Source organism: Kothea flammea, from assembly GCF_052161645.1.
GTDB lineage: Bacteria > Planctomycetota > Planctomycetia > Pirellulales > Pirellulaceae > Laterigemmans.
This window is the reverse complement of the sequence record NZ_CP197414.1, coordinates 6,448,186-6,473,638: the sequence shown is the minus strand read 5'-3', so window position 1 is coordinate 6,473,638 and position 25,453 is coordinate 6,448,186. Positions and strand designations below refer to the sequence as shown.

The 25,453-nt window shown below is 53.0% G+C and carries 20 protein-coding genes and 1 pseudogene; 19 read left to right on the top strand and 2 right to left on the bottom strand.

Features of this window, described 5'->3' with window-relative positions:
• Positions 1–566: 566 nt before the first annotated feature.
• The 3 genes from SH139x_RS24110 to SH139x_RS24100 all read left to right on the top strand — a co-directional run bounded on the left by SH139x_RS24110 (position 567) and on the right by SH139x_RS24100 (position 5,834).
• The gene (locus SH139x_RS24110; protein WP_488352108.1) at positions 567–1,313 is read left to right on the top strand and encodes a hypothetical protein; all 747 of its coding nucleotides are present in this window, start codon (positions 567–569) and stop codon (positions 1,311–1,313) included.
• A gap of 2,927 nt (positions 1,314–4,240) precedes the next feature.
• Entirely contained in the window at positions 4,241–4,810 is a 570-nt protein-coding gene (locus tag SH139x_RS24105) for a hypothetical protein (protein ID WP_488352303.1), read from the top strand.
• 106 nt (positions 4,811–4,916) lie between these two features.
• The gene (locus SH139x_RS24100; protein ID WP_488352302.1) at positions 4,917–5,834 is read left to right on the top strand and encodes a hypothetical protein; all 918 of its coding nucleotides are present in this window, start codon (positions 4,917–4,919) and stop codon (positions 5,832–5,834) included.
• Positions 5,835–6,479: 645 nt separating this feature from the next.
• Here the strand turns inward: SH139x_RS24100 and SH139x_RS24095 are convergent.
• The gene (locus tag SH139x_RS24095; protein ID WP_488352301.1) at positions 6,480–6,725 is read right to left on the bottom strand and encodes a hypothetical protein; all 246 of its coding nucleotides are present in this window, start codon (positions 6,723–6,725) and stop codon (positions 6,480–6,482) included.
• Between the two features lie 557 nt (positions 6,726–7,282).
• Here SH139x_RS24095 and SH139x_RS24090 point away from each other — a divergent pair.
• The 11 genes from SH139x_RS24090 to SH139x_RS24040 all read left to right on the top strand — a co-directional run bounded on the left by SH139x_RS24090 (position 7,283) and on the right by SH139x_RS24040 (position 19,728).
• Positions 7,283–7,828, top strand: a complete 546-nt coding sequence (locus SH139x_RS24090) for a hypothetical protein (RefSeq protein ID WP_488352101.1) — start codon at positions 7,283–7,285, stop codon at positions 7,826–7,828.
• 613 nt (positions 7,829–8,441) lie between these two features.
• On the top strand, positions 8,442–9,389 hold the full coding sequence (locus SH139x_RS24085) for a tyrosine-type recombinase/integrase (RefSeq protein ID WP_488352085.1): 948 nt from the start codon (positions 8,442–8,444) through the stop codon (positions 9,387–9,389).
• On the top strand, positions 9,287–10,837 hold the full coding sequence (locus SH139x_RS24080; RefSeq protein WP_488352089.1) for an IS91 family transposase: 1,551 nt from the start codon (positions 9,287–9,289) through the stop codon (positions 10,835–10,837). Before SH139x_RS24085 ends, SH139x_RS24080 begins: the two co-directional genes overlap by 103 nt.
• A 128-nt stretch (positions 10,838–10,965) precedes the next feature.
• Positions 10,966–12,051 (top strand): serine hydrolase domain-containing protein, encoded by a 1,086-nt coding sequence (locus tag SH139x_RS24075; protein WP_419187323.1) that lies wholly within the window; start codon positions 10,966–10,968, stop codon positions 12,049–12,051.
• A 522-nt stretch (positions 12,052–12,573) separates the two neighbouring features.
• The gene (locus SH139x_RS24070; protein WP_488352300.1) at positions 12,574–13,125 is read left to right on the top strand and encodes a DUF4303 domain-containing protein; all 552 of its coding nucleotides are present in this window, start codon (positions 12,574–12,576) and stop codon (positions 13,123–13,125) included.
• A 350-nt stretch (positions 13,126–13,475) separates the two neighbouring features.
• Positions 13,476–13,976 carry an RNA polymerase sigma factor gene (locus SH139x_RS24065; RefSeq protein WP_488352299.1) on the top strand — a complete coding sequence of 167 codons (501 nt, stop codon included), beginning with the start codon at positions 13,476–13,478 and terminating at the stop codon, positions 13,974–13,976.
• The gene (locus SH139x_RS24060) at positions 13,973–15,274 is read left to right on the top strand and encodes a hypothetical protein (protein WP_488352298.1); all 1,302 of its coding nucleotides are present in this window, start codon (positions 13,973–13,975) and stop codon (positions 15,272–15,274) included. Before SH139x_RS24065 ends, SH139x_RS24060 begins: the two co-directional genes overlap by 4 nt.
• Before the next feature lie 177 nt (positions 15,275–15,451).
• Positions 15,452–15,988: a hypothetical protein gene (locus SH139x_RS24055; RefSeq protein ID WP_488352297.1), complete on the top strand. Its 537-nt coding sequence runs from the start codon at positions 15,452–15,454 to the stop codon at positions 15,986–15,988.
• 968 nt (positions 15,989–16,956) lie between these two features.
• Positions 16,957–17,436 carry a GNAT family N-acetyltransferase gene (locus SH139x_RS24050; protein ID WP_488352296.1) on the top strand — a complete coding sequence of 160 codons (480 nt, stop codon included), beginning with the start codon at positions 16,957–16,959 and terminating at the stop codon, positions 17,434–17,436.
• A 130-nt stretch (positions 17,437–17,566) separates the two neighbouring features.
• Entirely contained in the window at positions 17,567–18,178 is a 612-nt protein-coding gene (locus SH139x_RS24045) for a hypothetical protein (protein WP_488352295.1), read from the top strand.
• A 644-nt stretch (positions 18,179–18,822) separates the two neighbouring features.
• Positions 18,823–19,728, top strand: coding sequence for a hypothetical protein (locus SH139x_RS24040; RefSeq protein ID WP_488352294.1), 906 nt, complete (start codon positions 18,823–18,825; stop codon positions 19,726–19,728).
• Between the two features lie 462 nt (positions 19,729–20,190).
• On the opposite strand, the gene ltrA is transcribed toward SH139x_RS24040, so the two are convergent.
• Positions 20,191–21,594 carry a group II intron reverse transcriptase/maturase gene (ltrA, locus tag SH139x_RS24035; RefSeq protein ID WP_488352293.1) on the bottom strand — a complete coding sequence of 468 codons (1,404 nt, stop codon included), beginning with the start codon at positions 21,592–21,594 and terminating at the stop codon, positions 20,191–20,193.
• A gap of 938 nt (positions 21,595–22,532) precedes the next feature.
• On the opposite strand from ltrA, the gene SH139x_RS24030 reads away from it, so the two are divergent.
• The 5 genes and pseudogenes from SH139x_RS24030 (at position 22,533) to SH139x_RS24010 (ending at position 24,667) form a co-directional block, all read left to right on the top strand.
• Complete coding sequence (locus SH139x_RS24030; RefSeq protein WP_488352292.1) at positions 22,533–22,745, top strand: hypothetical protein; 213 nt, start codon at positions 22,533–22,535, stop codon at positions 22,743–22,745.
• A 121-nt stretch (positions 22,746–22,866) separates the two neighbouring features.
• A pseudogene (locus SH139x_RS24025) lies at positions 22,867–23,004 on the top strand (hypothetical protein); the annotation flags it as partial.
• A gap of 57 nt (positions 23,005–23,061) precedes the next feature.
• Complete coding sequence (locus tag SH139x_RS24020; protein WP_488356164.1) at positions 23,062–23,388, top strand: hypothetical protein; 327 nt, start codon at positions 23,062–23,064, stop codon at positions 23,386–23,388.
• 48 nt (positions 23,389–23,436) lie between these two features.
• Positions 23,437–23,862: a hypothetical protein gene (locus tag SH139x_RS24015; RefSeq protein ID WP_488352291.1), complete on the top strand. Its 426-nt coding sequence runs from the start codon at positions 23,437–23,439 to the stop codon at positions 23,860–23,862.
• 148 nt (positions 23,863–24,010) lie between these two features.
• Positions 24,011–24,667 carry a hypothetical protein gene (locus tag SH139x_RS24010; protein WP_488352290.1) on the top strand — a complete coding sequence of 219 codons (657 nt, stop codon included), beginning with the start codon at positions 24,011–24,013 and terminating at the stop codon, positions 24,665–24,667.
• Positions 24,668–25,453: the final 786 nt, after the last annotated feature.

Genomic DNA, 25,453 nt, shown 5'->3' with positions numbered 1-25,453 from the left:
CAGACGCACTAAGGTTGTTGTGCGCTAATATCACTCGTCACCAACAGCCGACGGTCAGCATCCTCACGCGCCGCTCCCGCGCATTTCTGAAAGATGACTCAGCCCAGCAAGCTGGGGGCGGGGTCGCACAATTGCCTACACACATGCCAGCTACATCGACCCCAACGACCCGCACAAAGTCGGCATGTTCTCGGCTCATCGAGAGCTCGACCAGTTGCCACGCTTCAATGCCATGAATTGCACGATTGGGGCGGCGAGGCTCGTCGAGTCGCCGACGACAGCATTTACTTACCCCTCAATTGCGGCCCACCAGTTTCGACGTTGAAAATGTCGCCAAATTGATCCATTAAAAAGACATTGTTGCATTTACCTGGCAGATTGGGTAAGCTGCTTCTCCATATTGGTGGCTTCCGCGATTAATTGATGGCTTTCGCGATTTAGGTCAAACGACCTGACTCACTTTGATCGTATTGCGGAAGTTCCCGAATACGACCTTACTCAGTAGGGTTCATTACATTGTTATCTGCTCTGCAATTGGGCAACGCAAAACTGAACTGAGATTCTCGATGAAAGTCACCATCGCAATCATTCTGGCTTCGCTGTCGATGTTTGGGCCGCCGCAAGTAGCCTTTTCACAGCCGCCGATCTCGAAGGGGCACTGGTCGTACAAGAACGGGAAGCCGGAAAGCGTGGCGTTCGACTACGGAACGGAATTGACTACGCAAGATATCGATCAACTGTCTCGCTCTGTCAGTATCGCTCGAATCACCATGGGATACGCGGGAATAGACTGTGAATACGTCACGATTGAAGGCGATCTTCTGAAGCTGGGACAATTGAAAAACCTGCAGGAAGTTCATCTGTGCAAAGACGGCATAAATGATGATGATCTCAGATTTGTCGCCTTGCTTCCCAAGATTCACACCCTCGAATTCAATGCCGACAACGGGTATGACGACGCACCGATTTGCACGGATGGCTGCGCCGATCATCTGAGTGCCGCCAAGACGCTTCGTAAATTGGTGATTCACGATGGACAATTCACCGATAAGTTCGTCGCGACAATCACGAAGCGATTGTCGGGTTTGGAGGAACTTTGGTTGAATTCGCCAGATCTGACGGACGAATCACTCCGCCTACTCGCGGATCGCTGCAAGAAATTGAAGACACTCCGGATTGCATCAGAACATTTCACTGCCGAAGGCCTCAAGCACCTCGACAGTTTGAAATACCTCAGAGAACGGTCGGTAAGCTCGCCCGCCTTGCGCAAAGAACGTCGTGAACTCCAACGGTCGCGAGCAAACAGCAGATAACAATGGCATGAACGCGGAGCCGCCGGTCGCCCGTTTTCAGATGGAGCATCAACCGCGGCGGCCCGGTTATGCCAAACGTTCCCGGCGTCAAGCTCTTCGGGCCTAAACTTGGTCTCTCTGCAATCGTCCATTGAAAGCCCATGCTCGATGATTGGTGCGCGCGAACAAGCCTCGAGTACTGATCGATGCGCTTGCCTCGCAACTTGCTATCGGTTGAACCAGTGCCAACTGCATCCTTTGCGGACGAACCTGATGCTGCTGAGGTTGCTCGCGAGATACCTCCAATTAAATTTTCCACTGCCGTCCCAGGCGAAGATGCTCGCAATACAGTCAGTCTGGCTCCCGGAACTCAAAAATGATTGCAAGCGGGTTTGGACTACCGTACCGTAATGGAATGAATTGGCGGGCCCGGATGCGCTTCGGATCGTGGCGCGAGCCGGGAACCATGCGATCCACCCCAGCCCTCGCCATACTCCGATTTTTCAGATCTACCTCTGCCGCTCGGGCGAGGTGATCGCAACCGTTCGCATCGTGAATAGAGAATGGATTTGAGACACCGAGTTTTGGCGCCTATCATGAATCCTTTTCTGGCTTATTTTATTGTGTCGTTCGTGGCTGCGGTCGTATGGACAATCCTCTTGCTGAGTGCCAACCGGTTGGATCTACGATCCGTGGGATTGGCCGGCGCGTGGGCTGCGACCCTAGTTTTGGCCTCCCTTTGGCAGGCTGCGGCCGTCCCTTGGCTGTGGAATTTTCTCCAGCTTGTACTGCTTGTATGGTTGATCGCGATTATTCTCTTGGTAATCGCTGCTGCCACCACTTGGAGTTCGAAACAGCCCTTAAGGCTTCTTATTGTTTCCTGTGCCCTGATTAGTATTGTCGCAAATGTTACCGCAGGTCTTCATTTCCTCTGGATCGCTACGGTGAGTCCAGGAGGAGTATGAATTGAACACATCGCAGGATGCGAACCAAGCGTTGAACGCGAGCGGGCGGTCACGCGGGTTTTGAAGTCATGGTCCAGCGTGCCCGCCGCGTTAACGCCGTCGTTCCCGGCGTCAAGCTCTTCGGGCCTAAACTTGGTCTCTCTGCAATCGTCCATTGAAAGCCCATGCTCGATGATTGGTGCGCGCGAACGAGTCTCGAGTACTGATCGATGCGATTGCCTCGCAACTTGCTATCGGTTGAACCAGTGCCAACTGCGTCCTTTCCGGACGAACCTGATGCTGCCGAAGTTGCTCGCGAGATACCTCCAATTAAATTTTCCACTGCTGTCCCAGGCGAAGATGCTCGCAATAAAGTCAATCGGGCTCCCGGAACTCAAAAATGATTGCAAGCTGGTTTGGACTACGGTACCGTAATGGAATGAATTGGCGGGCCCGGATGCGCTTCGGATCGTGGCGCGAGCCGGGAACCATGCGATCCACCCCAGCCCTCGCCATACTCCGATTTTTCAAATCTACCTCAACCGCTCGGGCGAGGTGATCGCCGCCGTTCCCGGGTCAAGCTCTTCGGTCCTGAACTTGGTCTGTCTACAATCGTCCATTGAAAGCTCATGCTCGATGATTGGTGCGCGCGAACAAGCCTCGAGTACTGATCGACGCGCTTGCCTCGCAAATTGCTATCGGTTGAACCAGTGCCAACTGCGTCCTTTCCGGACGAACCTGATGCTGCCGAAGTTGCTCGCGAGATACCTCGAATTAAATTTCCCACTGCCGTCCCAGGCGAAGATGCTCGCAATAAAGTCAATCGGGCTCCCGGAACTCAAAAATGATTGCAAGCGGGTTTGGACTACGGTACCGTAATGGAATGAATTGGCGGGCCTAGATGCGCTCCGGATCGTGGCGCGAGCCGGGAACCATGCGATCCACCCCAGCCCTCGCCATACTCCGATTTTTCAAATCTACCTCAACCGCTCGGGCGAGGTGATCGCCGCCGTTCCCGGCGTCAAGCTCTTCGGGCCTAAACTTGGTCTCTCTGCAATCGTCCATTGAAAGCCCATGCTCGATGATTGGTGCGCGCGAACAAGCCTCGAGTACTGATCGATGCGCTTGCCTCGCAACTTGCTATCGGTTGAACCAGTGCCAACTGCATCCTTTGCGGACGAACCTGATGCTGCTGAGGTTGCTCGCGAGATACCTCCAATTAAATTTTCCACTGCCGTCCCAGGCGAAGATGCTCGCAATACAGTCAGTCTGGCTCCCGGAACTCAAAAATGATTGCAAGCGGGTTTGGACTACCGTACCGTAATGGAATGAATTGGCGGGCCCGGATGCGCTTCGGATCGTGGCGCGAGCCGGGAACCATGCGATCCACCCCAGCCCTCGCCATACTCCGATTTTTCAGATCTACCTCTGCCGCTCGGGCGAGGTGATCGCAACCGTTCCCGGCGGAGAGCTCTTCGGGCCTGAACTTGGTCTCTCTGCAAGCGTCCATTGATAGTCCATGCTCGATGATTGTTTCGCGCAGAAGTTGCGAGTACTGATCGATACGTTTGCTCGCAACTTGCAGTCGATTGCACCAGTGGTAAATGCGTCCTCTCCGGACGAACGTGATGCTACCGAAGTTGTTCGGGAGATACCTTCAATGAACTAATGCTCTACCGTCCCAGGCGAAGATGCTCGCAATAAAGTCAATCTGATTCCCAGGACTCGAAAATGATTGCAAGCGGGTTTGGAGTTCGGTACCGTAATGGAATGTATTGGCGGGCCCGGATGCGCTCGGGATCGGCGCGCGAGCCGGGAACCATGCGATCCACCCCAGCCCTCGCCAAAATCCGATTTTTCAGATCTACCTCAATCGCTCGGGCGGGGTGATCGCCGACGTTACCCCACTGAATTTGCATGCAGCGATCCCTCTTCGCAGTTTTCGTCCTACTCGCGGCTATCGGCTGTACTAGCAAACCAACTGCAAGCGACAGCAAACAACAAATGACTCTGGAAGAACAACTCGCTGCACTCGACGCCATAGGCATCAAACTTAATGAAGGTGCGACGGTTGAGGACCTGCTCTACTCTTACGACCGCGCTGAATATGAAAAGCAACCGTTCGACGCCCTGCTATTCATTCTTGGCTCCGAGATTGAACGCGAACCGTGGGGCCGCTACTTCTCGTCCGTGGCTTGGAACTTCGACGCTGAATGCATTGTGGAAAACGGTGACTACGTCCGGATTGTAAACCGATTGGCAGAACTCGCAGGCGTCAGCAATTACATGTCGGGTGTTACGGACAGTGTCGACGTGGATGCTGGCGTTGCAACGCTGGAATATACACTGGACGGACAAACTCGATCACTTACACCGATCGTCAATGACGATTGGGCTGACGCGGACACCGTAAACGTCATCCTCTCTGACCTTGAACGTGACGGCCGCTACTTCTACGGCATCGACAACGGGCAATCAACGATTTTATACTATCTTGACGAACAAACTGCCGGACAACTGCGGACGCTGACAACCGATCCCGTCGTCCGCATGGTGCCGCCATCGCGGGGGTAACAATCGCGTGCACCGGAGTACGCGAGTCAGGCGGTTTTGAAGTTGAGAATCTTTCGCGCGTACCCGGTGACGCGTGCCGTTATTTGCAGTCCCCGAGCTTCGAAACATGTCGACAGATTTGGATTTTGACAGCCAGGAACCGTTTTGGAATCGTAATTCGTCCGCCAAAGTTCAGAAGCGGATCTCCAAACTTGCGGCAATGATTGGAGCGGACCACAAAGCGCTCCAAATTCTGCTGAGCTCACGATGGGATCTCGATTCAGAATATGGAATGTGGATTTATACCGATGACACACCTCATGATGCTGTTGACTACCTACTGGCGTCTGGGCTTGTTCCGCCACCATTCCGCATCACAGCACGAGCCTTGCTGAAAAGGCTTGTGAAGGCACATAATCGACTTTGCAAAATCGATGTGGCCAATGCCTTTGTTTCTAGCCTACAAGATCAGAGACCGGACTTTCGCTCTATTCTGGGCACATACGCTTGCTTTTATGGGTCGACGGACGAATCGCTCCTGGCTGCACTCAATTCGAAGAATGGAGTCGCAGGACTGGAGAACACAACAAAGAAGTTCGATGTCGTCACGTATCGCGAAGACGCACTTCGCTATCTTCGTTCCAATTCGATGGAACATGACAATGCGGTTGTTGCTCTTTTAGAGTTCGAGTCCTTCCGGAAAATCAAGGTGCCTCCGCCTTCAGGTGCAGCAATAGGAATGCTTGCCGAACTGTTGAACGCGATTCGCAAGCTTCCGAAGAGCGCACAGCTTCAAGATCTCCTAAAGGCTATTCAATTCATCAAAGGAAATAAACTTGAACGAAAACACATTCTTGAGACTCTTGCATATTCTGACATTCTCTGTCCGCGCGCACCTTTCCTTGGAAAATACCATCGGCTCGAGCTTTGCTCGCTTCCACGTCATCCGTACAAAGCCGAATGGAATTACCCGGCTTGCTGGTGGACCGGCAAAGCTGGTATCAACGAAAAGTCCGTTTCCATGTGGTTCGAACACTTACTCTGAACCGCAGAGCAAATAACAATCCAATGCACGCGAGCGGCAGAAAACGTGCGATTTTGAACCCTGACCAATCTCCTGCCGCCGCGTGATTGGTGTCGTTCGTCAGCAAGAGTTCCTACATGCCGCTTACTGGCAATGAAAAGACCGCGGCAAAGCGTCGAATCATGAAACTCGTGGTCGAACAGATACTCGATCTTGGCTTCACGCTTGCTGGTGGCGGGAAAACGAATGGTACGTTCGAACTAAATGACGAAGACGGAAACGTGCTCGTCGTGCTACTTGATGTTCCGACGTTTGACGCATTCTTCCGGATGGCAGCACATTGGAAAGCACCAGATGGGACCGTTGTTGGCAGTGGCCTATACTCGCTGCCGTTCGAATGCCCAAACCATCCCGGAAATCGTCGATACACGTTTCGTTTTCATCGAGATACTGAATCGCAACACCGATGTGCCGAAAATATCACGGACTGGTTTCGCGACGTTGCAATTCACTGGTTTGGAAACAAAACTACCGGGAGATGGACCAACCCGAACATAATCCGCACATGAACCGTAAATGCTGACGAACCATCGCATGCACGGGAGCGGCGGTGGCCAGTCGGTTTTGAAATCAACGTTTATACCCGCCGCCCCGTGATGCGGGTCGTTATGCCGATGAACACTCAGAACATGCGGCACAAAATGCAGCGTACAACGCCACTTTGTCCAACTCGTCAATGTTCAACTCCAACGCCGACGATTGATTTGCGCTCCATGATGCAAACCATTCCTGCCATGCTGCATAATGGCAGTAATGCCCTTCAATCGGTTCAAGCTCAATCGCCCTCTTGTCCCACGGCATAACAATGCCGTGCAACGGAGCGGCGGTGGTTTGTTTGTTTGGTTCGTTCATAATCTTCTCCCGCCGCCCGCTGACGACTGACGTTATCCGCTTCAACCACTATCAACACCAAACATTCGTACAGGAGAATGAGATGAAATCCAAACTGCTGACTTCTTGCTGCTGGATCGTGGCGGCATTGGCCATTTGTCTTGCGACAACTGCGGTTCGTTCTAGCCCTGTAGGGTTGGCCACAATTGCATTGGGATTAATTACGGCGGCAATGGGGACGGCGTTTTGCCTAATTGCGGAAACTACAGTGCAACGCGGACTTAGGACCGCAATGATCGGGTTTGTGGTATTGCTCGTGATCCCCCTTGCCCCAATCGACGTTTCTACCTGGTCTGGGATATTCGTTTGCATTGTCTCGGCCGTTGGCGCAATTGCATCAGCCGCGATTCTTTGGCAGCTCCAACGCACTACAACGTCTGGCTCCGTTGCAAATAATGCGACGTGACGGATCGCGGATAACCAACGGATGCAGCCGAGCCGAAAATAGCCGGCGGGCTCGCTGCGCTCGGCAACGTCAACTCTCGGCCGGCTGATCCGAATCGTTATTTGCCAATGCCATGTCGGACTGGATCTTCACCGCACGTGAACGGTTTACTCCAGACGATTCCGCCGCGTGGGCCAAATACATTGCGTGGATTGGCTTCACCGCAGCTACGGAGATCGTGACCTTGGATCACGTGCTTTGTCCTGAATTGATCGACTCACCAACAGATTCCGATTGGCCTCACAACGTACAGGAGGATTACCGCACAACTTGGTTCCACGACTTGGCCTACCTTCGAAAGCGATGCAATTGGCGTATTGGGCAGAATCAAATTATTGCGATGATTGACGCACCAGAAACGGAGCTTCCACCGCCCAGTGGATTTACACATTGCGGCTTCGACATTCTCGATGGGTACGACTCCATCAGCGTCTTAACAAATTGCGGCCCGTTTCCCGGACTTATTGATCCTAAATCAGTAAACTCATTTGGCCTGTTGTCCAGTTTGCAGGTTGCCCAATCAATAGCCGATAAAATGCGAATCGACTTTCCCGATGATCCACACTGCTGCGATTGTGTCGTATGGCAAATCGCACAAGATACAGATCCAGGCAAATAACAAAGCCGTGAACCGGAGCACTCATTCACGCGTCAACTGAAATCCAAGCCTTCCGTGCGTGCCCGGTTACGGCAGGCGTTGAACTTAATCGAATTGCTCGCGCGTGGTGACAGCACTGGGGCGGTGAGTTGACGGGGTTCGGCAAGGCGATGGGGCACTCGCTGCCCTGGCCAATGCCGGCACGCTTCCTGCGTGGGACGATGCTGGCATCCATGCCAGCCGGGCAATCAAACAGTCCCCCGGTCTCTCTTCAACTCCCCCGCGGCTCTCTTTATCTCCCTCATTCATACCCTTGAACTCAGCGCCACCTTCAGGACTCGGCGCGGGCGGGGGCATTCAAAATTTTGCGAGCGGCTGCGCCGGCTGTTTTCCTTTCTTTCTTTTTTCGCTGGCGCGAGACAAGCAGCTCCCAGCTTGGCGCCAGCAGAATCGGTATCAGCGACACCACCAACACACGCTAACGAATCTAACGATTCTCTCGGCAACCTATTTTGACCGCTTGACGAATAAAACGATTAAAGAGGTTGCGCTTTCTGTGACGGCAATTGCAATGGGCTTCTCAAGCAATCGACACACTTCGTGTCACTGCAGCACGCCTCAAATTGGGAATACCATGATGACTCCCCACGAAAAAAGACCCTGCCCGCTCACGATTCGGCTCGCTCAGGATATGAAAATCCGCAACTTGGCACCTCGGACCATCGATGCCTACACCTACCACGCGGGAAAGTTCGCCGACTTTATTCAAAAGCCGCTGGACCGCGTGACCCCGGAAGACGTTCGAGCCTTCCAGCTCCACCTAATCGAAGAAAGGAAACTTGCTTACAGCAGCTTCAATCAGGCCGTTTGCGCGTTACGGTTCCTCTACACACATACCATCCGAGTCAATTGGCCGGTCACCATGGTGCCGTTTGGAAAGAGACCCAAAACGCTACCTGTGGTCCTCGGCCGACATGAAGTCGACGAGCTACTACGATGCACGACGTGCCACAAACACAAAGTCTTCCTAACGACTCTCTACGCAACCGGGATGAGATTCTCAGAAGCGGCAAACCTAAGAGTCCACGACATCGACTCCCAGAGAATGCAGATTCGGATCACTCACGGCAAGGGAGCCAAGGACCGAATCGTTCCCCTCTCGCCGCGATTACTGAGCGAGTTGCGGGATTACTGGAAACGCTACAAACCCAAGTCGCTTCTCTTTCCGGGCAACTCGGCAGACAAGACATACGCCGACACGTCGATCCAAAAAGCGATCAAGAAAGCAGCCCTCTTGGCAAAGATTCACAAGAACGTCACACCTCACACCCTGAGACACTCCTACGCGACCGGACTACTCGAAGCCGGAGTCGACTTGTTGACGATCAGCCGGCTCCTGGGACATGCGAGCTTTGCGACGACGATGGTCTACCTCCATTGTCGCAGGGAACACATGCTATCTACCCCGAGTCCACTGGATTGGCTACCGGTCGAACAACTGCCCACCTATCGGCCACCAGCCGAGAACAACAATCAGAAGAACAACAAACCAGGCAGCCAGCCACCGGAGGCAAGCAGCTAAGTGTTCTAGAGATTCTTAGGATCGGTGCGAAACAATTCGTTGACCGGTACCGCGAAGGCGGTGCCAGTTGGCAAGTACAGGGCGTGCTGGCAAAGCTAACACTTTGCCGCACACCGGCACTGGGCGGTCACGAGTATCGATGCAAAGCGTGCAACTCAACCTGCATCGTGGCGAATTCATGCGGCGATCGCCACTGCCCAGGATGCAGTGGTGGCAAACGATTCGACTTCAGCGAAAGGGCCAGTAAACTGCTGATCGATGGAGTCGACTACTATCAAGTTGTCTTCACCCTGCCGAGTGAACTCTCTCGCATCGCCCTTGCCAACCGACAACCGCTGGCAAATCTCTTATTCACCGCTGCTTGGAAAGGTCTTAATAGAACGATTCGCCGCGAACAACAATACGAACCCGCAGCGATCATGGTATTACATACTTGGAATCAAAAGCTCGAAGCTCATTGGCACGTACACGCGCTCGTCCCCGGTTCAGGACCTGGCGTTCGCAACAATCAATGGAAGACCAGTACCGCGCCGCCGGATAGCGGCTTGAGCGACAATCATTACCTGGTCGACGCAATTAACCTTCGAGTGGCCTTTCGCAAAGCGGCGATCTCCCACTTGCAGAGATTAAGAACGCGTCGCATATTAAAGTTGGACGTCGAGCCAACGTTCGGGGATCTGCGCACCGACGAAGGCTGGGACAAATTGATTGAGCATCTTAGCGCACGCGACTGGGTCAGCTTTATTCAACCGCCCCCGGCCAGTTCCAGCGGTCCCAACGATTTGGTTCGTTATCTGACACGTTACCTTACGGGCGGGCCAATCAGCGACTCGCGAATCGTAACGGCGGACGAACAGCAGGTGACCTTCTTGGCACGTGAAGGGAAAGTTCAAGGGGGCGAAGCGGTTCAAGTTCCCGTGACACTCAGCACAATCGAGTTCGTGCGGCGTTGGTGTTTACACATCCAACCGAACCAATTAACCAAGACACGCTACATGGGAGGCTGGACTAACAAACGACGAACGATCTACCAAGCAAAGTGCAGCACCCAGCTACGTGCTGCGGCGGGACTTTCGGGGCAGCCCACGCCAGCGTCGCCAGCCGAATCACTGACAGATGAAGAAGAATCTAACACGGACACTGACACAAAACTCAACTGCCCAGCGTGTGGCGAAGTGGCACTGCGGCTAGTCGCTAGCAGGTCCCGTCCATCGTGGCGGGAAGCGCTGAGTCAACGTAGCACGCATCTTCCAGGTTGGTACCGAAAATCGTTGGAAATAGACGACGAAAAGTTCTGGGACGGTAAGTTTGGGCCTGGATTTAACGCCTGGTACCTGGAAAACATCTTCGAACGTGCATATCACCCGACAGCCACGCCCACCACTCGGCCGGCAATTCAACCGATGCTTCCAGGACTAGAACTGCACAACTACTACGCGTTAGAATGAGTTTTTACGACAAAGTTCAACGCACGATCTATCCGCAAGTCAGGCAAAGAGCCCAACAAAAGTTGGGCTTTTTTAAAGCCTGACCAGCGGATAGATCGCAATTCGTTATGCCATTTAGAGACCCGAAGATGAACACGCAGGCATTGGGACTACTTGTGGTCGGACTTTTATCATGGAACGTATCGCGATCGTGCACTGCGCAAGACCTCTACTTTCCCAACGCCGACAAAGACTGGGAGATAACGAGCCCCGAATCACTGGGTTGGGACTTGAAAGCGCTCGAATCAGTTTTTGAGTACGTCGAAAAGTCTAACGGCAAATCGTTTCTCATATTGAAGGACGGAAAGATCGTTGCCGAGCGTTATTGGACGCCGGATGGCGCAACTCACGCGCAATACATTATGTCATCTGGCAAGAGCATCACTGCTTTCCTCACAGGGATCGCCAGAGAGCAGGGCAAACTGAAACTCGAACAGCCTGCTTCAGACTTTCTTGGCACAGGATGGTCGCGTGCGTCCAACGCTCAGGAAAAGGCCATTCGGATTGAATACATGCTGGAAATGACCAGTGGTTTGAACGGCAGAATGGCATACGAAGGAAAGCCAGGTTCGATTTGGAAATACAACACCGAAGTCTACCAGCAACTCCATCCGCTATTGGAAAAAGCTGTTGGTTCCACCATGCAGGAGTTCACGAGGAAAGTGCTATTCGAGCCTTTGGGGATGAGAAATTCCAGATTTCGCTATCATAGCTTTGTGATGAACGCACGAGACATGGGCCGCTTTGGACTCATGATTCTCGCCAAGGGGAACTGGAACGGCCAGCCGATCATGAAAGACCGAGCGTTTTTTGATGCGATGCTCAATTCGTCGCAGCAACTCAACCAATCTTATGGCTATCTCTGGTGGTTAAATGGCAAAGAGTCGTTCCGCACGGTTGGACAACAACGCCAAGCCCTACCCGGTCCACTAGTCCCTGACGCTCCCAAAGACATGGTCTGCGCAAATGGAAAGGGAGGGCAGCGGATCTACGTCGTTCCAAGTTTGGGCCTTGTTGTGGTCCGTCTTGGCGATAATCCGGTGGATGTTCTTTCGGCCCTCCGAAATCTTAATTCCGACGGAACGCAATCCAAGTTCGACAATCAACTGTGGGGTAAGCTCATGCTCGCACTGCCAAAAAGTGATGAGACCAAGAAGGGCATAACCAAGCGGTGAACGGGAGCCGCCGATAACGCGAGTTTTCAAATCATAGTCTTTTGGCGGCGGCCCCGTTACCGCCGTCGTTCCCGGGTCAAGCTCTTCGGTCCTGAACTTGGTCTGTCTACAATCGTCCATTGAAAGCTCATGCTCGATGATTGGTGCGCGCGAACAAGCCTCGAGTACTGATCGACGCGCTTGCCTCGCAAATTGCTATCGGTTGAACCAGTGCCAACTGCGTCCTTTCCGGACGAACCTGATGCTGCCGAAGTTGCTCGCGAGATACCTCGAATTAAATTTCCCACTGCCGTCCCAGGCGAAGATGCTCGCAATAAAGTCAATCGGGCTCCCGGAACTCAAAAATGATTGCAAGCGGGTTTGGACTACGGTACCGTAATGGAATGAATTGGCGGGCCTAGATGCGCTCCGGATCGTGGCGCGAGCCGGGAACCATGCGATCCACCCCAGCCCTCGCCATACTCCGATTTTTCAAATCTACCTCAACCGCTCGGGCGAGGTGATCGCCGCCGTTACGTTTCAATGCGAGATCCAGCCAAAATGCGTTTACCGTTCAAACGGCTCGAAACGGAACTCGTGCGTTCCTTGAAACGCTCCTACCGAGAAATCATCAAGGCGCACTCCGATGAGACACTCTATGCCTTCGGTTTTTACATCATGAGCGACTCTTGTGGGGTTTTGGCTACGGGGAACACCGAAGAACTCCTTCAGGCGACTCATGAGAAATACAACGACGGGGACGATATGCGATGGCATTTCGGTGACTGGGGAATTCTTGATGAACCCGTGAGAAGCTTTGACGCGGTCAACGAGATACTTGAACAAATGAGCAATCGTATGCCATCCGGATGGGATTGGGGCGACACGAGCGACCCAACCGTCTCGCAGTTATTTGAAACCTTCATTTCGTCTTTACAAATTGTGCATCAATCTGGACTCTTGGGGTCTGGTAAAGAAAGACTCAGAACCGTATTAATGCCGGTTGGCGACGTCGAGGGCTACTTTATGTACCGCGCCATCTCGCGCTGCAATCCTGCTTCGATCACTCGAAAAATGCGATTCCTAAAGGGCTAAAAGGAAATGTAACAATTGCGTGAACCGGAGTGGCGATTCACGCCGAATTTGAAATCAACGTCAACCGTCGCCACCCGGTTACGCTAAACGTTCGCCGCTATTACCGTATCTCCCGCCTCCCTGCCAAATCGTGGATTCTCCATCCGTTACTTTTCTCCTGATCACGCCATTTTCCACTACACCCCAGGGTTATTGCAGCGTCGAAGCCAATCTCTGGCGTGTTTAGGCGTCTTGGCGAAAGCTGGCCTTTGTTGAGATCGGAACTGAGCAAAAATTTCTGCCTTTCCAGGAAATTACCGCTCCGCTTTCCACGACTAAATATCAGAGCAACTTTCTTATGGGGCTTTGAATTGACGAACTGGAACGACATCGTACGTGAACATGGCCCCACGACTTACCGTGTGGCCTGGAGGATCTTAGGCCACACGCAAGACTGCGAAGATGTTTTGCAAGAGGTCTTCATGGAAGCTCACAATTTATTCACTCAAGGAAAAGTCACATATTGGCCCGCGTTCCTTTATCGCCTGGTTACCTTTCGCGCCCTGGACGCGTTGCGGCGGAGAAAGCCGGTCGGAATGCTTGATGACGAGCAGTTTTACGACCCTTCGCCGGGTCCCGAGGAAGCCGCAATCTACCGAGAAGAAGAACGACGCTTACGAGCGGCCGTTGCCGAATTGCCGGATCGCCAGGCGGCGGTGTTTTGTCTCGCCTATTTCGAGCAGTTGTCGCATCAAGACATCGCTGCCGCGTTGGATATCACGAGAAACGCTGTGGCTAACGCGTTCCACAAAGCCCGTATACGTTTGCAAGAATTACTTTTGCCAGGACAACAGAAGGAGCCCAAGCAATGAATAACGATCAAATCGCATTATCGAACGAGCTACCTGCCAGTGTGCTTCGGATCGTCCAACGCGTCAGATCACAGCCCGTCCAACCGGGTTCGCTTGATCGGGCACTGGCACGCGCGGTACTCCTCGGGGTTCCGCAGCAGAAAACAGCAGTACAGGGCTCAGCCGCACAGACGAATCGAGTCGGCATTTGCCGTTGGACTTGGCGGCATGTCGCGATCGTCGGACTGGCGTCGGCGGCAGCGATCCTGCTCATTGCAGTTTTGTTGCCGACGCAACCGTCATTGGCCCAGTCATTGTCAGCAACGAAGGCGCAGCCGTGGCTATCTGGCAAGGTCACGTACGTTGTTGATGGAGGTGAACACAAGTACGTTTTTTGGTTCTCGGCAGCTAAGCGTCGCTTTGCGCTAAAGTTGGACAATAGCAGCGTTCTTGTCCGTTTCGGGGAGACCCTTGAAGACAATCGGATGGAGACGTACGACAAGGCTTCTGGTGAGACCATGACGCAAGAGGACGTAACACTTCGCCAGCAGGATCTCCATTTGCTACGCACGCTGCTGGCCGGCGATGCCCTATCAGAATTCTCGGAGAGTGAAGCCATTGTATCTCAGCGGCCTGGATACGAGCGATATCGGGTCAAACTGAAAAACGACGACAGTGGAGCCGAGCATGTGATCACTGTAAGTCGCGAGTCTGGTTTGCTGCACTCATGGGAGGTCGAACAGCCGGACGGCATGACGACAATGACTCTGTTCGAATACCCTCTGTCCGGCCCAGAGAACATCGACGCACTGGAAAAAGCCAAAGAGCCGTCGGCTAGCTCGGGGGTGGATGACTCCCAGTCGCTTAAAATAGTTCCAGCGGAAGGAATTAACGCGATTCGCTTCGGTTCTTCGATAGCAGACGTTCGTATCGCACTGGGCGAACCTACGAAGGAAAAGGCGTTGGGGACTTCGGCTCGAGAAATGGTGTACGCGGAACTCGGTCTAGTGTTGCTGGTTCACAGCAAACACGGAGTCGGCGATATACAATGCTGCTCGGACCACGCCCGCTACAGCCTAATCTACGGTGTCACGATGAAGGCGTTTCCAGGGAAAACCAAGGAGGGAATTGGTATCGGCTCAACTCGGGAAGAAATACTCGCCGCCTACGGCGAACCGACTTCGCATAATCGAGACGGTTCGATCGGCTATAGCAGCCAGCACATAGGGTATGAATTCATCGATAGCCGTATCAGTCGCATTGGGATGCGGGCGCGGAGTTCCGGTTGTGTGTCGAACGAAAACGAGAATGCAAAATAAGCATGGTTTCTGGGCCTACCGATCGTGGTGTTTCTATCCGTCCCAGGAAGTCGTGATAGACAGCATGGTCGAGCAATCCGATGCACGTGAGACGCCTGCGACGTCCTCGCCAGTGGTTGAGTTAATCGCGTTGAACGCGTCATCCGTCCCATTTCCCCACTTAGATATGGTTGACCCATGAATTTGAAGCTAATTTCCGCTCTTACTCTCGTAGCCGTTGTCGCAACGACTGGCATCACGTTAGCTCAATCGCCTCAAGACAGGCTTCTGGATCGCATCAAGGGCACGAAGCACGTCGGGCTTCGTGCGGATCAAACGCTATCAGGATACGCTTTGTACCTGTACACAAGCGAAGAACACGCAGGCAACCTTAAAAAGCTTGGGCAGTACCGCAAGGACTTGAATGCATTGAAGGCCCGCAACCCGTCAGATGCAGAGATACGCCGGTCGACACAGGAACGGCCACCGAAACTTGATGAATCGAGCGCATTCATGCTTGAGAGAAATCGGCAACACCCCAACTCGAAATTTCTACGAAGTATCCAACTTTATGACGTCATATGCGTGGGAGATGATTACATTGAATTGCGCGAATCCGAATATCCTAGCGGCGTATCCTTAATTCCATTATCACGAATTTGTCGCGTCATTGTGTATTCCTCCAGCAGAGTCAAGAAGACGGGCGAACCAGGCGATGAACCGAAGTCGCGGTAGCCAGTCGATTTTGCGATGGAAAGTCGACTCCCGCGACTCGGTTATCGCGGGCGTTCCCGGCGTCAAGCTCTTCGGGCCTAAACTTGGTCTCTCTGCAATCGTCCATTGAAAGCCCATGCTCGATGATTGGTGCGCGCGAACAAGCCTCGAGTACTGATCGATGCGCTTGCCTCGCAACTTGCTATCGGTTGAACCAGTGCCAACTGCATCCTTTGCGGACGAACCTGATGCTGCTGAGGTTGCTCGCGAGATACCTCCAATTAAATTTTCCACTGCCGTCCCAGGCGAAGATGCTCGCAATACAGTCAGTCTGGCTCCCGGAACTCAAAAATGATTGCAAGCGGGTTTGGACTACGGTACCGTAATGGAATGAATTGGCGGGCCCGGATGCGCTTCGGATCGTGGCGCGAGCCGGGAACCATGCGATCCACCCCAGCCCTCGCCATACTCCGATTTTTCAGATCTACCTCTACCGCTCGGGCGAGGTGATCGCAATCGTTCCCGGGTCAAGCTCTTCGAGCCTAAACTTGGTCTCTCTACAATCGTCCATTGAAAGCCCATGCTCGATGATTGGTGCGCGCGAACAAGCCTCGAGTACTGATCGATGCGCTTGCCTCGCAACTTGCTATCGGTTGAACCAGTGCCAACTGCGTCCTTTCCGGACGAACCTGATGCTGCCGAAGTTGCTCGCGAGATACCTCCAATTAAATTTTCCACTGCCGTACCAGGCGAAGATGCTCGCAATAAAGTCAATCGGGCTCCCGGAACTCAAAAATGATTGCAAGCGGGTTTGGACTACGGTACCGTAATGGAATGAATTGGCGGGCCTAGATGCGCTCCGGATCGTGGCGCGAGCCGGGAACCATGCGATCCACCCCAGCCCTCGCCATACTCCGATTTTTCAAATCTACCTCAACCGCTCGGGCGAGGTGATCGCAACCGCTATCATGCTGACAATATGCTCGCAAATGGCTAGTGTAATTGACATACGCAAGGCAACTGCCGGCGACTACGACGCGATTGCGGATGTCATGTTTGACGCCGTCCGGAACGGTCGCAGCAAGTACACGGAAGAGCAAAGACGAGCGTGGGTTCCGCAGCAACGTAGTGGATTCGATTGGAACGAGCGTTTGGGATCGCAGACGATTCTGGTTGCGATCCGAGCCGGGCAAATTGTTGGATTCATGAGTCTGGCTGCGCATGGTTACATTGACTTTGCCTACATTCGCCCATCTGCTCAGGGCACTGGAGTTTTTAGGCTGCTCTTTGAAGCAATTGAAAAGCTTGCTCAAAAGAATGAGGAAACGCGTCTCTGGGTTCATGCGAGCCTGATGGCTCAGCCAGCTTTTTATGCCATGGGTTTTACAATCACCAAAAAGGAGACCGTTGAGATTGGCGACCAAGCTTTGGATCGGTTTGAAATGGAAAAACACATCTCAATTGATTGATCCATTGGGCGAGCATGATAACAATGCGATGCAACGGAGCGGAAATGGCGTTCCGGTTTTTTCAAAGTTCAAGATCACTCGCGCCATTTCCGCCCGCTGATCGCAGGCGTTATGCGATAGAGAAGGTTCTATGATCAAATGGGTTAAACACCTTTATGATCGCTGCCGTGAGCGCGTTTTACCCGGATTTCGCGCGGCCGCGCAATATGAATCTTCCCCAGAACCAAAACCGCTGCAACGTGTTCGGGAAAGGCCTGTCGAGTCGATCGTTGGTAAAAGATTGACGTCGATTCATTGCGCGACGTGGTTCACGACCACGCGAATGAAAGCAAACTTCGTATACGGGCTTTCCGACGCCACGTTTGTTCGATTTGGATTTTGGATTGACGAATTGAAAACATGTGAAGAGGTTGTTCTGAACGACGATTATCACGAGGTAGTCCGACCGCTTTATGGAAATGGCGACCACGACCCTAGATGGCATAATCGCGAGATTGTCGATATTGTTGTCCCGCGCGACATTAATTTGCGTCATGAGGACGAGCAAGGATTACTACTTGACTCAGGTTTGTGTATATTTCAATCTACCAGCGAGCCTCGCGGGTGTTCGCCTTACGTAGCCATTGCGGCGATTAACTCCGACGACGTAACTGGATTGATACGCCTTGCCTTCCCTTCATTGCCAATACAAACTGCGCATAACAATCCGATGGACCGAAGCGGTGGATCGGCTGCTTTCTGATGGAAAATTTACTGGCCACCGCTCGGTCATCGGTGGCGTTCTGTCGCTCGCTCAGCCCTGATGGCTGCACAAATCTGGATTTTTCCTGAGATTCCGCGCACAGAACTCGCAACCAAGGTTTCTAGTACATCAGTGCGGTGGTTTCTGTGATCATCGACACGCAGCATTTTGCAGGACGATCCTCTAGGAGACTATTTTGTGACTAATGCAACTGAGAGCATAATTAATTACGGTTTGGTCGTAGTCATAGGCCTCACCCCATTGATGAGCTCTTTACTGCTGGCTTACTTCGCTACCTCTTGGCGTAAATGGGTTTCGACCATACTCGTTCCGATTGCGGGTAGCATATTCGCATTTGAACTCTACAGTGGTTGGTTGGGAGGCAACTTGACGGGCGTGGTCTGGATCATGAGCACTCCATTGATTGCTGTCGCGCTCCTTGCATTATTGGCAATTGAATGTTTGTCTCGATGGACAAACGCAGCCAAGAAGGGAATGCAAACGTAAAGCGACAGAACCAAGCGATCAAGCGAAGTCGCCGACCTCGTCCGGTATTACATCAACAATCAAACGCGGCGACTCGCTTATCGCAAACGTTCGCCCAATTCAACATCGATCCAAGGTCACAAATACAGGTACCACTCATGCTTCGAACATTAGTCATCGCCCTTACGATGTTTGCGGGATCGTCTTCCGCGCAAGCCCAGTCCACTCTAACGACAAAGTGGCAAGACGGTGAGAAACGCACGTACGTCATTGATGACAACTACACAAGCAGGTCCACAGTTGGTCAGCAAACCTTTGAACTTCGCCAATCGTTAACATTGGACACGACATGGGAGGTAGACGCCACTTCTCCGGACGGCGGCGTGAAGTTGAACGTTAGCATCGACAGGGTGCGATACACGGCGGATGGAAAGGGCGCTGCGGCGATCATCCAGAATCTAAATTTTGACTCGAACGCAGAAACTGAGCCGAAGAGTAAGCCCGAGCAAGGTGTGACGAAGGCTCTCAAAAATTATGTAGGGCCGGTCGGGGTCGTTGCGATTGATGGACTCGGAAGCGTGACTGAGTTCTCAATCTCCGATACATTGTCCGAGAAGTTGAAGGACACCGGGGTCCGCGAACTCGCAGGCTTCTTCGGAGATCTGTTTACTCCCAATGGATTGAGGCATCGTCTGACAAATTGGCTCGTGGCATTTCCCGCCGGACCACTGCCCGACAGTAAGACTTGGAGTCAAGAACTGCCCAGTCGGGCCGGAGCGACGATTGTCGCCATTCGCAACTACGAACTGGTTGGGTCCACACGCATAGACGCTGGCACATTCTTGCAGATCAATTTCACTCCACAGTTCAAGGCGAGTGATGACACGAAATTGAAGATCGCCGATCAGAAGGGGAATGGTGTGGTGCATCTGGACAAGGATACTCATCACATCAGGGATTTCGTCTTGCGCCACCAAGGCCGCATCACGAGTTTCTCGGACCAAACGTTTGATATTGTGTACTCAGCAAAGCTTCGGTCCATACCGCGCGAGGGCGAACAATGACATGCACGGGAGGACGGCTTGCGGCGTTTGCTCGAATGGACCGTCAACTCTCAGTCCCCCGTGATGTCTGTCGTTCCCATTGCTTGTCGTTGATAGCGAACGATCAAACGGGATTAGGCAATACTCGCTGTTCGACGATGTTTTGCATTCATGCTTCGCGAATCGGTTGACTTGTGCGATTCTCGACGCAGGGCTTCCAGGGATTGACTTAGGGCGTTTTAGGGAATTACTGGATACTCGCAGTTCGACACGGGCGGGTTGCGAACTTGGTTTGCGAATCTGCCCCACTTCCGTCTAGCTTTGCTTGCTTTCGTTGCATGCTTCGGGTAATTTCAGAGTCATGTGCGGTTTCTCATGCTTCTTGCACTGTTTTTCACATCGTCGCACTGGGAACCAAGGGAATCGGGATAGGAGCCCGGTTACCCGGGGACCCTCCCACAACACCTAGCATGCGGGTCCGCACTAGGCGTTTCGACGCAAGGATGCAAGCGATAGCCAGCGCTCTTCAAGATTAAACAAGCCCTCGGCGCCTAGGTACTCGTTGGATAAAGCTCGTTGGACTCCCGACGTCGTGGAAAGACGCCAGGGACCCTTGCCGCTCATCGCGAAGCCACGAGCGACACGATAAGACAAGCCCAACGACATCAGATTCTTCAGCCGGGTCTTCGATTTCCGCCACTGCTTCCAGTAACAGGCGCGTACACGACGACGAATCCATTTGTCTAAGTTGGTGAACGTTGTCTTCACTTGATCCAACGCAAAGTAGCCTAACCAACCACGAGCATAAGCACGGAATTCTGCATAGCGTGACTTCATCGACACGCCTCGGTTTCTACGAAAGATCTCCGAAACACGTTGTTTGAAAGTCGTGAGCTTCTTCTTGCTCACCCGGATCTGGCCGCCGTAGCCACGAAATTCGTAACCCACGTACTCAAGCCCATCCGTCTTGCGGATTTGGCTCTTGTTGTGATTGACGGACAGTTTCAATCGGTCGGTCAAGAAGCGTTCAATGCTCCCGTACACACGCCGCGCCGCCGCTTCTGTTTTCGTGAAGATCACGAAGTCATCTGCGTACCGCACGAACGGCAACCCTCGTCGTTCCAACTCCTTGTCCAAGTCATCTAAGTAGATGTTCGAAAGCAGTGGTGACAACGGGCCGCCTTGCATAGTTCCTTCTTCGCTGGGTTGGCATAAGCCGTCGACCAACACACCGGCTCTCAAGTAGCGTCCGATCAATTTCAAAAGGCGTTTGTCGTGGACCTTGCGGGCCACGCGTGTCATCAATATATCGTGATTGACTCTGTCAAAATATTTCGACAGATCCATATCGACGCATCGACGACGACCACCTCGAATGATCTTTTGCACTTGCTTGACTGCATCTTTAGCCGAGCGGTGAGGTCGGTAGCCGAAACTCGACTCGGAGAAGTCCGGATCGAAGATCGGGGTGAGGACTAACACAATGGCAGTCTGTATCAAACGGTCGAGCAAGTTTGGAATACCGAGCTCTCGCGTGCCGCCATCGGGTTTATCGATGCTAACGCGCCGTACCGGTTGGGGACGGTACGTTCCATCGAGGAGTTGCTGACGGATGCCTTCCCATTGTGGTCGGAACCACTCAGGAAAGTTTTCGATCGTGACGCCGTCGGGGCCAGGGGCTCCACGGTTTGCTTTGACTTTCGCCCAAGCCGCCTCGATCGTGCCTTCGTCAACAATCTCTTCCATCAAAGCGTGGCTTTCGTCCAAGGCTGACTTCTCGATGGACGCCTGAGCTGAATCATCACGCTGGATGTTTTGCGATTGCTCCACAAACTCTTCCCAGAGGGAGAGCTGTTTCGCCGGTTCGTTCGGCTGGTCAGAGTTCATCGGTGGTTCGTTCCTTGTCTTGTGACGTTCAGGCCTTCATGTCGCCGTTGGCTTCGGCGGTTCACTACTATGCCCTCTGCTGCCGACTTCAATCGTGGGCTCGTGTTACCACGGCCCACCCCGCGTTGGAGCAAGCTCTACTGGCGGGCACAGGATGAAGCCCTCCCCAAATAAGGGACGTCGGGGTTTGATGTAATCGCCCCGCGACACGTGATCTGTCCCCGCCCAAGTGCCCGATCTACCTGCGCTCGTTCTTCCGGTTCGGTTTCGTGGTCAGCAGCCCACTCACCTCGAGTCGTCGGCCTCATATCGGATTGCTGTTCGTCACCTGGCGGGTCTTGGCGTAAATGCGGTTAGCACGTCTTGGCCGGGGAAACCTTGTCCGATTCAGTCATCGTCGAACCGCACGTTCCCCGCACCGGAGCTAACTTCACGAGCACATTCGCAGGCTTCCTTTCCACGGTCGGTCACCCTTCCGCAGTTGCCCTCGCCTCGTACTGTCTTTCTTCGGAGTTACATTTGGTATACTGCCTCGTCGTGAAAGAAACCGGAACTGAGTACAGGGGACTTGCACCCCACAAGATCACGCCCATGTTGGGCGTACTGCACGGGAGCGGCGGTGGCAAGCGGATTTTGAAATCAACCTCAACTCCCGCCGCCCCGTGATGCGGGGCGTTCGTCGGATCAAAACCTGAGGAGAAACAGGCCATTAAAATCAAATACACATCTGAATATGTTGCGGGAGTGGTAGCGGGATTTGGACTCGCATCTTTTTGCCTCTTCTTGCTAGCGGTGGGAACTGACAGTTTCAGCGGGTACCGAATAGCTGCTGCAGTGCTTGGTCTCGTATTGATTGTTGTCAGTATCGCTTGGAAATTGCGAATTCAAAAAGGGCAATAACACTGTTGCGTGGGATGATGGAGCACTGACGAATCGTCATGGATGCGATCAAATACCCGATTGATGCGCTTGCCAAAGCTCCGCCTGTATTGAATGGGCCGACCCTAGATTTGCTTCGCATCGACGCGACATTCCATAACGGTTTCCAGGCACGTCGATTGATTGGCTTCGGCAACTCGGTCCGAGACCTGCTTGCTGGAGAAATCACTTGCACCGTAGAATCAATAGAGTTCATGCTGGGCACCAAATAGACCGACGAACAATCCAATGCAACCGAGTCGCGAAGTCGGGCGTTTTGGCAATTGAGAATCTCTCGTCGCGACCGGGTGATTTTAGACTTTCTGTCGCTAGGTCCGCTTTACCGTCAATAGCATGTTAACCCTGTTTGACCTAATTCGATTGATTGGCGCTTTGGTTGGCGCGGTCGTTCTCGGATCAACTGGATGGAACACGTTTGGCATACTCGGTTGTGTTGTGGGTGCCCCAGTTGGATTCGTAGTGGGTGCGATGATTGGACAGATGCCTCTCATCGTCTGCCTCAAGTGGATGTCACGACGATTTGATTGCATGACCGATGAACAATTGGAAGGCGAACTCCATGATCCTGCCTGCCTGACTCCCAACATACTATTGCTTGAACTCAACCGACGTGGCTTCGACATTCGACGCGAACTACCATTTGTCCAATCACTGTTGGCATCCGATGAAATGCATCGTCGCACCGCAGGGTGGGCGGCCCTGAATTCCGCGTTTCCGGAACTTGTTGGTCGAATTCCAGGCTATAATCCAACCGCAGCAACCGCGGAATGCAAAGCTGAATGCGAACCGTTACTGAACGCGACAGAACCAAGCGGTGAACCGGAGCCGCCGATGACGCGGAATTTGAAGTCATAGTTTTTTGGCGGCGGCCCGGTTACCGCCGCCGTTCGTCGATTCAAGAATATGAATATTCCAACCGCAGGCCTACCTGAGCAATACATAGAATGGCTGAAGGCACTCCCACCTGCCCATCTGGTGGCATTCAAAAAGAATCAGTGGCAGTTCTACAGCCTCGACGAGCTTCAGGCTCCAATACGAATCAATAGATCCAGGGCTACGAATGCGACTCAACTTAGCGCGTACGTCGAGATGTACCAATCTCATGGTGCAACTGCTGCTGATGGTCCGAAGAAGACTAAATTTTCGTTTGAACGACTCGCAAACTCTATCGCCATTGCTGTAGAAAACGAAGAGATCTTGTTCACTGACCCATCTGAACAGTTCTCGATGTGGAGGCTACAGCCGGAAGAGTGCGAGGTGCGTTCGCTGAACTGCAGCATCATCGAGTTCATTGCGGCAGCATCCGTGGAAGATCTCGATGCCGACTAAAACTCGCGCTCGGCACTGTCCGAAACCGACGAACAATGCGATGCAACGGAGCGGAAATGGCGTTCCAATTTGTCTCTGAAATCAAGATCACTCGCGCCATTTCCGCCCGCTGATCGCCGCCGTTATCCGGACGAAACCAACCTAAACGATGAACAAACCGTGTGCGTATTGCGGCAAATCTGATACTCCGCGACACAACGGTCATGTAATCTCCAAATCGCTCTACCCAACTTCGACACCAAATCAGGTTCAGCGTCCGACCGTTCCTGAGTGCGAAACTTGCAAGGCAATTTGGACAGACGCCGAAACACAATTTCGCAACATTCTCGTAATCGCTGGCAATCCGAATGATGCCGTTCACGAGAAATGGGATACGGTATTACGTAGTTTTGAAAAACCGAGTGGAAAAAAATGGGTTCTCGATCTCTACGACTCAATGATCCCAGTCGACACCGACACCGGGCCACGGCACATGGTCTATCCGCACAAAGACCCTCGCGTAAATCTCGTGCTTCGAAAAATTGTGCGGGGGCTCAGCGCATACCATGGACTTGGCGAGACAATTCCCGATGAAAATGTATGGGCCGGTTACGTCCCGGACAAATTACCCCATCCGATCAGAAATGAAATGCTTCACTACAGTCTGGGCGACACATTTGTACAATACGGTTACGCATTATTTGATGACGAAATCGAAATACAGTCTGGATGGTTGATTCGTTTCTACGGTTCACGTGATTTTATGGGGATCATCTCCAAATCCGGCGACGCCAAAGAAACGTTTGGCCCCATCTTCAACCCGTGAATGTCCGGATAATACTGCGATGAACCGAAGTCGCGGAGTCGTCGTTTTTGCCAATGGAAAATCAATCGCCGCGACTCGTTTATCGCGGCCGTTCCCGGCGTCAAGCTCTTCGGGCCTGAACTTGGTCTCTCTGCAATCGTCCATTGAAAGCCCATGCTCGATGATTGGTGCGCGCGAACGAGTCTCGAGTACTGATCGATGCGATTGCCTCGCAACTTGCTATCGGTTGAACCAGTGCCAACTGCGTCCTTTCCGGACGAACCTGATGCTGTCGAAGTTGCTCGCGAGATACCTCCAATTAAATTTTCCACTGCCGTACCAGGCGAAGATGCTCGCAATAAAGTCAATCGGGCTCCCGGAACTCAAAAATGATTGCAAGCGGGTTTGGACTACGGTACCGTAATGGAATGAATTGGCGGGCCCGGATGCGCTCCGGATCGTGGCGCGAGCCGGGAACCATGCGATCCACCCCAGCCCTCGCCATGCTCCGATTTTTCAGATCTACCTCAACCGCTCGGGCGAGGTGATCGCAACCGTTACGGCTGCGGAGGATGAAGCTTGCGCTGACGGAATCCAATGCGGCAGTTGCGCTTGGATGATTTCCAGTTTTCGAGGTGCGCGTGGATGATCTTCAAGGGCGGCGGTGCGCTTAAATGATTTTGAGAACTGAAGGTGCGCGGACGCCGGATTCCGTAACCATTTCTTCGCTGCGAGCCTGACCATTCCAGTCGTCCCGGAGCCCAAGAAGCGATCTGCAAAAATAGTTGATCCGATCAATGGCGATTG